The 12,774-nt window shown below is 34.5% G+C and carries 14 protein-coding genes; 12 read left to right on the top strand and 2 right to left on the bottom strand.

Features of this window, described 5'->3' with window-relative positions:
• The first annotated feature begins 222 nt into the window (after positions 1-222).
• The 12 genes from TD18_RS11635 to TD18_RS11580 are packed head-to-tail and all read left to right on the top strand — an operon-like array spanning position 223 to position 9,346.
• The gene (locus TD18_RS11635; RefSeq protein WP_040252727.1) at positions 223-1,332 is read left to right on the top strand and encodes an NAD(P)/FAD-dependent oxidoreductase; all 1,110 of its coding nucleotides are present in this window, start codon (positions 223-225) and stop codon (positions 1,330-1,332) included.
• Positions 1,333-2,040 carry a monofunctional biosynthetic peptidoglycan transglycosylase gene (gene mtgA / locus TD18_RS11630; protein ID WP_040252725.1) on the top strand — a complete coding sequence of 236 codons (708 nt, stop codon included), beginning with the start codon at positions 1,333-1,335 and terminating at the stop codon, positions 2,038-2,040.
• Positions 2,024-2,485 carry a GreA/GreB family elongation factor gene (locus TD18_RS11625; protein ID WP_040252723.1) on the top strand — a complete coding sequence of 154 codons (462 nt, stop codon included), beginning with the start codon at positions 2,024-2,026 and terminating at the stop codon, positions 2,483-2,485. Before mtgA ends, TD18_RS11625 begins: the two co-directional genes overlap by 17 nt.
• 36 nt (positions 2,486-2,521) lie before the next feature.
• Positions 2,522-3,058 (top strand): YceI family protein, encoded by a 537-nt coding sequence (locus TD18_RS11620; protein ID WP_084205910.1) that lies wholly within the window; start codon positions 2,522-2,524, stop codon positions 3,056-3,058.
• Position 3,059: 1 nt separating this feature from the next.
• Positions 3,060-4,196, top strand: a complete 1,137-nt coding sequence (locus tag TD18_RS11615) for an NAD(P)/FAD-dependent oxidoreductase (protein ID WP_040252719.1) — start codon at positions 3,060-3,062, stop codon at positions 4,194-4,196.
• A complete protein-coding gene (locus TD18_RS11610; protein ID WP_040252717.1) occupies positions 4,193-4,912 on the top strand; it encodes a methyltransferase domain-containing protein in 720 nt (239 codons plus the stop codon). Before TD18_RS11615 ends, TD18_RS11610 begins: the two co-directional genes overlap by 4 nt.
• On the top strand, positions 4,909-5,961 hold the full coding sequence (locus tag TD18_RS11605; protein ID WP_040253024.1) for a type III polyketide synthase: 1,053 nt from the start codon (positions 4,909-4,911) through the stop codon (positions 5,959-5,961). Before TD18_RS11610 ends, TD18_RS11605 begins: the two co-directional genes overlap by 4 nt.
• A 60-nt stretch (positions 5,962-6,021) precedes the next feature.
• Complete coding sequence (locus TD18_RS11600) at positions 6,022-6,816, top strand: SDR family oxidoreductase (RefSeq protein WP_040252715.1); 795 nt, start codon at positions 6,022-6,024, stop codon at positions 6,814-6,816.
• A gap of 3 nt (positions 6,817-6,819) precedes the next feature.
• Entirely contained in the window at positions 6,820-7,257 is a 438-nt protein-coding gene (locus TD18_RS11595; protein ID WP_040252713.1) for a 3-hydroxyacyl-ACP dehydratase FabZ family protein, read from the top strand.
• Positions 7,254-8,525 (top strand): beta-ketoacyl-[acyl-carrier-protein] synthase family protein, encoded by a 1,272-nt coding sequence (locus TD18_RS11590; protein WP_040252712.1) that lies wholly within the window; start codon positions 7,254-7,256, stop codon positions 8,523-8,525. Before TD18_RS11595 ends, TD18_RS11590 begins: the two co-directional genes overlap by 4 nt.
• A 3-nt stretch (positions 8,526-8,528) precedes the next feature.
• Positions 8,529-8,783, top strand: coding sequence for an acyl carrier protein (locus TD18_RS11585; protein ID WP_040252710.1), 255 nt, complete (start codon positions 8,529-8,531; stop codon positions 8,781-8,783).
• A complete protein-coding gene (locus TD18_RS11580; protein WP_040252708.1) occupies positions 8,780-9,346 on the top strand; it encodes a 4'-phosphopantetheinyl transferase family protein in 567 nt (188 codons plus the stop codon). Before TD18_RS11585 ends, TD18_RS11580 begins: the two co-directional genes overlap by 4 nt.
• On the opposite strand, the gene TD18_RS11575 is transcribed toward TD18_RS11580, so the two are convergent.
• Together TD18_RS11575 and TD18_RS11570 are read right to left on the bottom strand one after the other, a co-directional pair.
• Positions 9,336-10,247 carry an ABC transporter ATP-binding protein gene (locus TD18_RS11575; protein ID WP_040252706.1) on the bottom strand — a complete coding sequence of 304 codons (912 nt, stop codon included), beginning with the start codon at positions 10,245-10,247 and terminating at the stop codon, positions 9,336-9,338. The genes TD18_RS11580 and TD18_RS11575 overlap by 11 nt on opposite strands.
• A 73-nt stretch (positions 10,248-10,320) precedes the next feature.
• Positions 10,321-12,738 carry an FG-GAP-like repeat-containing protein gene (locus TD18_RS11570; RefSeq protein ID WP_040252704.1) on the bottom strand — a complete coding sequence of 806 codons (2,418 nt, stop codon included), beginning with the start codon at positions 12,736-12,738 and terminating at the stop codon, positions 10,321-10,323.
• Positions 12,739-12,774: the final 36 nt, after the last annotated feature.

Below are 12,774 nucleotides of genomic sequence, written 5' to 3'. Positions count from 1 at the left end.
GTCAGGCTATCCGCTAAATCTTTTTTATTGTCATATTAAGCGCAGTCGAATTATCTATAACAATAAAAAAGGATATCGCTTCTATCCTTAACAGAAGTTCTAACCGAAATGTAGTTTCAAATTTAGAGCTACGCAAACCAAAAATCACTATTTTTACTCAACAACTCAACAACTCAACAACTCAACAACTCAACAACTCAACAACTCAACAACTCAACAACATTGAACTTATCCTATTGGGAAATAAAATCATGGCTAACCAACGTCGATTATACTATCGTTGGTAGCGGCATTGTGGGTTTAAATTGTGCTTTACGATTAAAACAACGCTTTCCTAAAGCTAACATTTTAATTCTTGAAAAAGGAACCTTGCCTCAAGGTGCAAGTACAAAAAATGCAGGCTTTGCATGCTTTGGTAGTTTAAGTGAAATTATTGATGACCTTAAATCTCATTCCGAAGAAGAGGTCTTTCAATTGGTGCAAAAACGCGTCAATGGTTTACAGTTGTTACGTAACACTTTAGGAGATAGCAATATCAATTATCAGCAATTTGGAGGTTATGAACTGTTTTCAACATCTGATGATTTACTGGAAGAATGTAAAGCCCAAAACGATTATATAAATTCATTTTTAAAGCCCTTATTTCATCAGGACGTATTTCGTTTTAAATCTAACAGTTTTGGTTTTGAAAACTGCCAAGACACTTTAAGTGTGAACCAGTTTGAAGGTCAGATTGACACCGGAAGAATGATGATGTCTCTATTACAGTTGGTTTCAAATTCTGGAATTAAAATATTAAACAATATAACGGTAGAAGACGTTTCAGAAGATTCAACTTCAGTTAAAGTTAAAACCCATCAGTTTGAATTTGCAACCTCTAAATTATTAATCGCAACCAATGGCTTTGCTTCAGCATTAAACATTTCAGAAGTTAAACCAGCCAGAGCTCAAGTGTTAATCACAAAACCAATTAAAAATCTTCATATCAAAGGAACTTTTCATTTAGATCAAGGCTATTATTATTTCCGAAATATAGATGACAGAATTCTATTTGGTGGTGGACGAAATCTCGATTTTAAAGCTGAAGAAACAACCGAGTTAAGCCTTACTGAACGCATTCAAAATAAACTAGAAGCGCTCTTAAAAACGACCATTTTACCAAAGACACCTTTTGAAATTGATCATCGATGGAGCGGAATTATGGGCGTTGGTAAACAAAAAAAACCAATCGTTACCCAATTGAGTAATCATGTGTATTGTGGTGTGCGTCTAGGTGGCATGGGAATTGCTATTGGGAGTTTAGTTGGAAAAGAATTAGCAGATTTAGTATAAATGAAATTCATTAAACGTTTTTTAAAATTCATTTTCAAAACGCTGTTTTGGCTTATTGTGCTATCAGTAGTCGTCGTTTTTATTTTTAAATGGGTTCCCGTACCAATAACACCTTTGATGGTGATTCGTAATATTGAACAAACAGATGCCAATAAGAAAGGATGGAAACACGACTGGATTCCGATTGAAGAGATTTCTACGCACTTACAGCTGGCAGTCATTTGTAGTGAGGATCAAAACTTTTTAAAGCACCATGGTTTCGATATCAAAGCCATTGAAAAAGCGTATGAAAACAATAAAAAAGGCAAAAAATTAAAAGGTGCCAGTACCATTTCTCAACAAACAGCAAAAAACGTATTTCTTTGGCCAAAACGAAGTTGGTTAAGAAAAGGTCTGGAAACCTATTTCACGTTTTTAATAGAACTAATCTGGAGTAAGGAGCGCATCATGGAAGTCTATTTGAATAGTATAGAAATGGGACCAGGAATTTATGGTGCTGAAGCTGCATCGCACTATTGGTTTCATAAATCAGCGTCAAAATTAACAAAATATGAGGCTGCAGCAATTGCATCTGTCTTGCCTAGTCCATTACGATATAAAGCACATCCGGCAACATCATATATTGAAGGGAGAAAGACTTGGATTGTTAGACAAATGAATTATTTCGGACCATTAAACTATCCTAAGCGAGATGACAACAACCAATAATTTAAAAACAGAATTGTATCTAAAATGTCAGGCTTTTGTTGATGCTCGTTTAAAGGCCATTCAAAACACGATTGATGAAATCCAAATGTCATTAACCTCAGAAACCAAAAGTTCGGCAGGCGATAAACATGAAACTGGACGTGCCATGCTTCAGTTAGAACGCGAAAAAGCGGGTCAGCAACTGGCAGAAATTCAGAAATTAAATCAGTTACTCTCTAAAATTGATGTATCAAAAACTACTTCAAACATCGGACTCGGAAGTGTGGTATATACAACTCAGGCTAATTATTTTATAGCTATAAGCGCAGGAGAAATTAATTCATCAGACCAGTCGTTTTATGCGATTTCTGCAAATACGCCTATTGCCAAATTGCTTTTAGGGAAACAAGTAGGAGATCAAATAGAGTTTAGATCTAAATGTTTTGAAATTATTACCATTATCTAGATTTAATCTAAAAGGATTTCACGTTATCTTTAGTAAATGAAAAAGAAAACGACTTTACTCCTCATTGTGGGTCTTTTAATGGCTTTGCTTGCGTACTCTCAAAATGTTATTACTGACGCAGATATTACCTTTAAAATTAAAAATATCGGATTTAATGTTGATGGTAGGTTTTCAAAATCCTATATCGAAACAGATTTTTCAAGTGAAACTATTTCGCAATGGAAACTTAAAGGTCATGTTGAAGTTAGTACTATAAATACAGACCATAAAAAACGCGATGAGCATTTGCTAAAAGAAGATTTTTTTGATGCTGAAAACCACCCAATGCTATCGCTGCAAACGAAGACATTTAAAAAAATTGCAGATAATCTTTACTCAGTAGAAGTTGAGCTTACGATTAAAAACATTACCAGAACCTTGAAAATTCCAGTTAGAATTGTCAAGACTAAAGGGACAGAAGAATTTTATAGTTATTTTGAAATTAATAGAAAAGATTTTGATGTTGGTGGCAGCAGTTTAATACTATCTAATACTGTAAAAATTAGAGTGGAATATAATTTAAAAACCGTGTGAATTGAAGGAAGAACTTAAGTTTGACGTGCTCATAATTGGAGGAGGATTAGCAGGTCTATCCAGTGCCATTCATCTGTCAAAGTCAAACTTGAGCGTACTCGTGATTGAAAAAAATAGCTACCCAAAACATAAAGTTTGTGGTGAATACATCTCTAATGAAGTTTTACCATACCTCAAATTTCTTGATATTGATGTCTTTTCATTGGGAGCCAAAAAAATTGAAAGATTTCAATTATCAACAACCCAAAGCAAGCTGTTATATACAACATTACCTTTAGGTGGTTTCGGAATTAGCCGATTTTGTTTAGATCATGCATTAGCTAAGAAAGCACTCGAAGTCGGTTCAGAAATTCTTGAGGATTCAGTGGAAGACATTCAATTTTCAAATGATGAATTTTTAGTAGAAACTAAAAAATCGAACAAGTTCAAAGCTAAAATAGTGATTGGAGCCTATGGAAAGCGTTCTAACCTAGACATCAAACTCAATCGTCAGTTTATAAAGCGAAAATCGCCTTATCTAGCAGTAAAAATGCATGTAAAAGGAGATTTTGCAGATGATGTCGTAGCACTTCATAATTTTGAAGGTGGTTATTGTGGTGTGTCTAAAGTAGAAAATGACAACATTAATTTGTGTTATATCACCAATTTTAATGTGTTTAAAAAGTTTAAGGACATTCAAGACTTTCAGAAAAATGTGGTATATAAAAATAACTTTCTCAAAGACATTTTAAGTAACACAGTTCCGGTATTTGAAGAGCCATTAACGATAAGTCAAATTTCATTTGATGCAAAAAAACCAGTAGAAAACCACATCATCATGTGTGGTGATACAGCTGCTCTAATTCATCCACTTTGTGGTAACGGTATGAGTATGGCCATTTGTAGTGCTCAAATAGCATCAAGATTAATTATTAAATATTTTAATTCGGAAACTTCCGATAGAGAAGCCTTAGAAAAGCAGTATCTTAGAGAATGGAATTCTGCCTTTAAATCACGTTTAAAAACAGGGCATATTGTTGCAAATTTGTTTAATCAACCCAGATTATCAGAAGTGTTGATGCGAGGTTTAAAATGGTTTCCGTCGGTTTTACCATTCATCATAAGACGAACCCATGGTAAAGTAATGTCAATAGAATGAGTTGGTTGATTAGTACGACATATAGAAGTGAAGCAGAGGAAATTATGGACGATCTGGATTATAATGGTCCAATACTTCATGATGCGCTTGACAAGCTTGCAAAAATAAATCAGTGGTTAGGCGGAAATAAAGTCACGATTAACGGACTCAAAAAAACGCTTAAAAATCATCCCAAAAGTGAACCCTTAACCATCATCGATTTAGGCTGTGGAGGAGGAGATATATTAAGAGAAGTATCTCGTTTTGGGAAGAATAATGGATATCAATTTCATTTAGTTGGAATCGATGCCAATCAGCATACAATCGAATATGCTCAGAGTTTATCTGAGTCGTATGACAACATAAAATTTAAAGCCATTGATGTGTTTTCAGAGGAATTTAAGTCGTTACACTACGATTTAGTGTTATCTACCTTGTTCTTGCATCATTTTAAAAATGAAGCGTTGATATCGTTTTTAAAACTTGTATTAGAAAAGGCCAGATTGGGAATTGTAGTCAATGATTTACACAGACATAAAATCGCATACTATTTGTTTAAGTTGCTTTGTGTAACGATTACAAACAAAACAATTATTGAAGACGGATTAACATCAGTATTACGAGGATTTAAACGAGAAGAATTAGAGAATATTTCTCAACAATTAAACACAAATTATCAAATTCAATGGAAGTGGGCTTTTCGTTTTCAATGGATTTTGAAGCAGAAAAAAATATGAGTGTAAAAATCACATCAGTAGCTAAGCAGTTGCCTAAATATACTAGAGAAACCAAGGATATCATTCCCTATTTGAAAATATGGATGTCTGGTCAAGAAGAACGGTTTCAACGTAAAGTGATTAAGCTTTTTGAAAACGCAGGAGTCGATAAACGTTATTCGATTATGGATGCTGAAGAAGTTTTTAACAAGACCTCGTTTGAAGAAAAAAACGATATCTACGCTCGGGAAGTTGTGAAATTAGCTGAACAATCACTGGTTAAAGCTCTAGATAAAGCCAGCTTAAAACCAACTGATATTGATTATATTATTACTGTGAGTTGCACCGGAATTATGATTCCGTCAATGGATGCGTACTTGATTAACAATCTGAAGATGAAGCAGGATATTGTTCGTCTTCCTGTGACCGAAATGGGTTGTGCCGCTGGCGTTTCAGGGATTATCTATGCAAAGAATTTTTTAAAAGCAAATCCTAATAAACGTGCTGCAGTTATAGCAGTAGAATCACCAACGGCAACCTTTCAACTGGATGATTTTTCAATGGTCAATATTGTAAGTGCAGCGATTTTTGGAGATGGCGCAGCTAGCGTTATTTTATCATCTTATGAAAATGAAGAAGGTCCGAAAATACTTGATGAAGCCATGTATCATTTTTATGATGCTGAAACCATGATGGGATTTAAACTGGTAAATACAGGGTTGCAAATGATTCTGGACAAAGCTGTTCCTGAGACGATTTCAGAACACTTTCCAAAGATTGTTCATCCGTTTTTGGAACGAAATCATATCACCATTGAAGCAATAGATCATCTTATTTTTCATCCAGGCGGAAAGAAAATCGTGCAAACCGTTGAAGATTTATTCGGCTCTTTAGGAAAGAATATAGAGGATACAAAAGAGGTTCTAAAATTATATGGCAACATGAGTAGTGCAACAGTATTGTATGTTTTAGAACGCTTTATGGATAAACAACTTCCGAAAGGTGATAAAGGTCTAATGCTAAGTTTTGGACCAGGCTTTTCGGCACAACGCATATTATTAGAATGGTAATAAGTAACATTAACATGTCATGCAGAGCGCAGTCGAAGCATCTTCATTTAAATAGTAAAAATGAGAGAATTTCAAGATAAAAATTATTGGGCACTCATATTGGGTGGCTCAAGCGGATTGGGTTTAGCAACGGCAAAAAAACTTGCAAAACACGGCATGAATATCTGTATTATCCATAGAAATTCTAGATCTCAAGACGATGAGATAAATTCTGAATTTGATAAAATTAGAGCCGAAAACATACAATTCAAATCGTTTAATGTAGACGCCTTTAAATCTGAAAAGCGAGAACTCATTGTATCTGAATTGAAAACGTTGCTTGGTTCAAAAGGAAAAATGAGAACTTTAGTGCATAGTGTTGCAAAAGGCAATCTTAAACCTATGATTTCTGATGACTCACCAACTTTAAAAAATGATGATTTCAACTTAACCATCAACGCTATGGCTATTAGTTTGTATGATTGGACCCAAGCCATATTTGAAGCTCAGCTATTCGCGAAAGATGCAAGAATCATAAGTTTTACTAGTGAAGGGAACACAAAAGCTTGGAAGAATTATGCGGCTGTTTCTGCGGCTAAAGTAACCTTAGAAGCGATAACAAGAAATATAGCCTTGGAGTTTGCACCATTTGGAATTAGAGCCAATTGTATACAAGCAGGAGTAACAGATACAGCTTCTCTTCGCATGATTCCAGGAAGTGATCAAATAAAAGAACATAGCTTGAAACGGAACCCATTTAAAAAATTAACACAACCTGAAGATGTTGCAAATGCCGTTTATTTATTATCAAAAGACGAAGCCTCTTGGATTAATGGTTGCGTCATTCCTGTTGATGGAGGCGAACACATAAGTTAATATATGACATCAAACCAAATCATAGCATTATTACCGTATCAGGAGCCTTTTTTGTTTGTTGATGAGTTGACTGAAATATCTTCAGAACGTATAACAGGTAACTATACTTTTAAAAAAGACGCCTTTTTTTATGAAGGTCATTTTAAAAATCATCCAATGACACCAGGTGTTATTCTTACAGAATGTATGGCACAAATTGGTTTAGTTTGTTTGGGAATAATTATCATGAAAGATGAAATTTCTGAAAGTAGTCATCCACAGATTGCTTTAACATCTAGTCAGATAGATTTCTTTTTGCCAGTATTACCAAAAGAAAAGGTTACTGTGGTTTCAGAGAAAGAGGTGTTTCGTTTTAATAAGCTAAAATGTAAGGTTAAGATGTTTAATGAGAAGAATGAATTGGTATGTAGAGGACAAATTTCAGGAATGATCAAAGCATGAAAAACAGAGTAGTCATTACGGGATTAGGAGTTGTTGCACCAAACGGAGTTGGAATCGATGCGTTTTCAGAAGCTATAAAAAAAGGAGATTCAGGAATTACGTTTCATCAACAATTAGCAGATTTAAAATTTTCGTGTTGTATTGGTGGAATCCCAAAAATTTCAGAAGAACAAAAACTAAACTATTTAACACCTTTACAGCTTAGAGGTTTTAATAGCTCCGGAATTTTATATGGTTGTATGGCAGGAATTGACGCTTGGAAAGATGCAGGATTTACGGTTGACCCAAATAGCGAACTGGATTTTGACAGCGGAACAGTTTTTGGAAGTGGAACTTCTGGTGTTGAAAAATTTAGAGAAGCTATTTATAAATTGGATGAAGGTGACGTCAAACGCTTAGGAAGTACAGTTGTTGTGCAAACTATGGCCAGCGGAATAAGCGCATTTTTAGGTGGAATTCTAGGCTTAGGCAATCAAGTAACGACGAATTCTTCAGCCTGTACCACAGGAACTGAAGCTATTTTAATGGGTTACGAACGTATTAAAAGCGGTCAAGCCAAACGCATGCTGGTTGGTAGTTGTAGTGATGATGGTCCATATATTTGGGGAGGATTTGATGCTATGCGAGTGATGACGTATAAGCACAATAATTCACCAGAACAAGGCTCAAGACCTATGAGTGCAACAGCATCAGGATTTGTACCAGGTTCAGGATCAGGTGCTTTAGTATTAGAATCTTTAGAGAGTGCTCTAAACCGAAATGCGGCGATTTATGCCGAGGTTTTAGGAGGACATATTAATTCTGGAGGACAACGAGAAGGTGGAACAATGACAGCTCCAAATTCAGACGCTGTGCAACGTTGCATTATTCAAGCCGTTTCAAATTCTAATATTTCTACAAATGATATTGATGCAATTAATGGTCACTTAACTGCAACATCAAAAGACAGTCTTGAAATAGAAAACTGGACCAAAGCCTTAAACAGAAAAGGTGAAAATTTCCCATATATTAATTCCTTAAAATCGATGGTAGGACATTGTTTAGCAGCATCAGGAAGTATTGAAAGCGTAGCCACTGTGCTTCAATTGAAAGAACAATTTATATTTCCTAATATTAATTGTGAGGACTTACATGATGAAATTTCCGAAATGATTTCCGAAGAAAAAATTGTAAAAGAAGTATTACATACCGAATTGAATATTGCGGCAAAAGCAAGTTTTGGTTTTGGTGATGTTAATGCATGTGTTATCTTTAAAAGATATATTTAAGCTATGACCAAAGAGGAACTTATTGCCAAACTAAAAACTATTGTTCAACCTTATATTCAAGATGAACAAGCCTTTGAAAACTTATCTGAAGACACAGATTTTATAAACGACTTAAAGATTAATTCAGCTAATTTAGTAGATGTTATTCTAGATGTTGAGGATGAATTTGATATTAGAATTGAAAATGATGATATGGAAAAAATGACTTCTGTAAAAGCAGCTATGGATATTGTTAATGAGAAATTAGCTGAAAAATGATTGGGAACGACATTGTTGATTTACAACAAGCCGCAAAAGATTCTAATTGGAAACGATTTCGGTTTCTAGATAAAGTATTCACACAAAAAGAACAATGTATTATTCATTCTTCGGAAAATCAGAACCAAATGGTTTGGTTGCTTTGGACCATGAAAGAGGCTGCCTATAAAGCGCATATTAGAGAAACAAAACTCCCTTTTTTGAATCCGAAACGAATGCAATGCCAATTAGGTTTAAACAACGAAGGAGTTGTTTGTATTGATGAAAAAAGATATCATTCAAAATCCATAATTACCTCAAAATATATACACAGCATAGCAATGAAAACAGGTTTTAAATGTCCTGAAATTCATTTTTTTAAACTGCCTGAAACCGATCAAAGCCAAATGCTAAGGGGTAAAATCGTAAATCAGATCTCTCTGAACAAAGGAAAAGAACTAAGTGCGATTGAAATAAAGAAATCCGCAATTGGAGTTCCAAACGTATTTTATAATGGGCAACAAATCATGGAGGCATTATCGATTTCGCATCATGGTGAATTTGGTGCTTTTGCTATGTGTTAATTATTAAAAATACGGTGTGTCCCTCTGGAAGTATTTCAGAAGATTCAAAAAATACGAGGTCATCTTCACATTTTGATTCAATTAAGTAGTAGGTTCCTTTAAAATAGCTTTTAATGACCTTGACTTTCATATTGGATTTGTCAACGACTTTCAATTGATGTGCGTAGATAATGTTGTTATTAATAACATTGAACTCACCAAAAAACGAAGCAACTAGTGGCGATTTAGGATGCTTAAACAAATGCTCAGGAGTGTCGTATGCTTCAATTTCAGCATTGTTTAAAAGAATCATTCTGTCTGCAAACCCTAAAACATCAGTTTTATCATGAGTGGCAACAATACAAGTGATTTTATTATCTTTTAGATATTTAAAAACACGTCTTCTGAGCGATTGTTTTTTAAAATTATCAATATGGCTAAAGGGTTCATCCAAAAGTAATATTTCAGGTTCTTTTGCCAAGGCACGAGCAAGGGCTACACGTTGTTTTTGTCCACCACTAAGGGTTTTTACTTTGACGTGAGCTAACGCATTGAGTTCAACAACTTCTAGTAATTCAAATGTTCGTTTTTGTTTTTCCTCAGGAAAGAAGTTTGATAGGTATTTGCCTATATTTTCTTCAACACTTATGTAAGGCATTAAATCAAATTCCTGAGCTACATGTTTCATAAAGTCATAGCCAATTACAAGGTTGTATTTTGGACCTAAAATTTGTTGGTTTTTCCAATAAATCTCTCCTTCATTTAAGTCAAATTCACCATAAAGTAATTTTAGTAATGTTGTTTTCCCTGAGCCACTTTCGCCAATTATAGAAAGGTGTTCACCAGGATTTACTGAGAAGTTAATCTGGTCTAATATTTTTATTTTTTTATAACTAAAAGTGAGGTTTTTAACTTGAAGCATGGCACAAAAATACTACAAAACAGCCGCTACATTTAAAGTAGCGGCTTTTTTATGTTTTTAAATTTGAAAAGATCTATTGCTTAATAAATTTTTGGTTTTTTATGGTATTATCAGAGACAATACTAATAATATAGTTTCCAGCTGTCAATTGGGATACATCAATAGATTTAGCATTGTTAAGCGAATTTGCCATAACACGTCTTCCACTAATATCATAAATATTGTAGAATGCATTTTCTAAAGAGAGTCCAGTAGAAATATTTAGTACGTTTTTAGTTGGATTTGGTGATAAAATGAAATCAGATGCAAGCATCTCGTCATCAATTCCAAGTGCATCACATGAAGAATCGCCAGAGCCTTCAACAGCAGTAAATACTTGATTAATCCCAGGGTTTAAAAACACTTCACAAGGTGAATTTGGCCAATAGACGATCACATGATTAACTGCGGTATCAGTACCAATACCAAAATGCGTATTAAGCGTACTCATGTACTTAAAACCTTCTCCACTACGAACATCTCTAATTTGAACACCACTGTCTGTATAGATTTCTACACGAGCTCCAATACCATCAATATTACTTGCTGTACCTACGGTGTTTATTTTAATCCAATTATTGTTAGTTGTAAGATTCCAGTAAATATTACCATTTGAGAACGCATCAATAAAACCGTCATTATTCAAATCACCAAATGCTCCATTAGCATAACTGATTTGAGTGTCATCGGCATCTTCAAAAGTAAGATCGCCAACACCATACATAATCATACCATTGCACAAAATATCTAAATAACCATCGTTATCTATATCATAACTTACGTTTTCATGACCATTTGGAGCACCACTTACGCCAGCACCAGAAGTAACATCTGTAAAAGTACCATCGCCATTATTTCTCATAAGTTTATGTGCACCAGAACTTGCACCTACAAAAACATCCATATCTCCATCGTTATCATAATCGGCCCAAGAAGATGACCATGTTTGCATTGGATCAGCAAGACCTAAATCAAGAGCGTTTTCTGTAAAAGTACCATTGCCATTATTGGTTAACATTTGATTGGTTCGTCTAGCAGTTTCACCACCACATTTGGCAATAAACATGTCCATATCTCTATCATTATCATAGTCAATCCATATTGATCCGTAATTACCACCTGAAGAATAATCACCTAAGCCACCTTGGTAAAATGTAAGGTTGCCACTACCATCATTTATATAATATACGTTTGGAGCAACATCATGACAAACAAACGCATCTAAATGACCATCCTGATTAATATCAACGAAGTTTGAACGTTGTGAGAATACATATTCAGGACCTGAGATTTCTGTAAAACCAGTTCCAGTGCCATCACTTTTCATAAAAGTGACACCACTACCAGACCCATATAGTAGATCTGTAAAACCATCTTTGTTAAAATCTGCAGCTGCCATACTCCATCCTGGTAAAAAATCTGCGTTTGGTGTTGCGATATTGACTTCATTAAAACCACCTGTACTCAATTGATAATGTATGTTTACGTTACTAGAAGATACTGAAACAATATCATCCAAGTGGTCACCATCCATATCAACAACAGTTAAGTCATAACCTCCAATACCCATTGATTGAAGAGAGAAATTAACACGGGAAGGAATTAACGTTGTAAAATTAACAGGACCTATCCAATTACTATAATCTGTACCACCACAATAGCCTCTCACATAAACTTCATATGAAGTGTTTTCGGTCAATCCGTTTAAAACATGAGGATTATTTGTAGTAGTTGATATGCCAGAGCCAGAAGGGATTCCAGTTCCTGGACTCTGTAATGCGATTTCCCATGACGTTTCTATATCACCAGCATCCCAATAAATATATGCTCCATTTTCAGAAATAAAAGCAGCATATAGATCACTGATATTTGGACAAGCAGGAGGAGTTTCAGAACGTAATGTAGGGGAATTAAAACACACCCCCCAACCATAAGATCCATTATCGTCGTATAGAATTCTGTATTTAAAATTAGATAATTGAGAAGAAGTAAATGTTGCAATACTTAACGTTTCATTTACTGGTTCAGCAACGGCATTACAAAAATTTGATGTTGGTGCACCATTAGTTTGAGGTAATTCTGAACCGAAATTTTGCCAATTTCCAGCATCATTATCCCAATATTGAATTCTTAATTCTTCATTTTGAAAAATATTTAAGACATAAGAACTAATTACCGAAATCCATGTTTCTCCTGCCGCATGTGCTGCAGTTAAATCAATAAGGTTAGACTCTATAGCTATATTATTAATTGAATTTGGCCCGGCTTCATCTTCATCGTAAGAAAAACTTGATGAGCCATCAGTTGGATTATCAGTAAAGTAGAGAGGATTAGCATCATAAGACCCAGTAATTGTCCAATTGTCATTTGGCCAGTTAGCAGGCTGATTTAAGACCTGGGCAAATGAGCAATAAGTCATTACAAGAAATGCTATTAATGTAATTTTTTTCATAATTAATTAGATATTAAATAAATATTTTCTAAAAGT

Origin of the sequence: Psychroserpens mesophilus (assembly GCF_000826645.1) — a bacterium.
GTDB lineage: Bacteria > Bacteroidota > Bacteroidia > Flavobacteriales > Flavobacteriaceae > Psychroserpens > Psychroserpens mesophilus.
The sequence above is the reverse complement of the archived record's forward strand: the minus strand, read 5'-3'. Positions and strand labels throughout refer to the sequence as shown.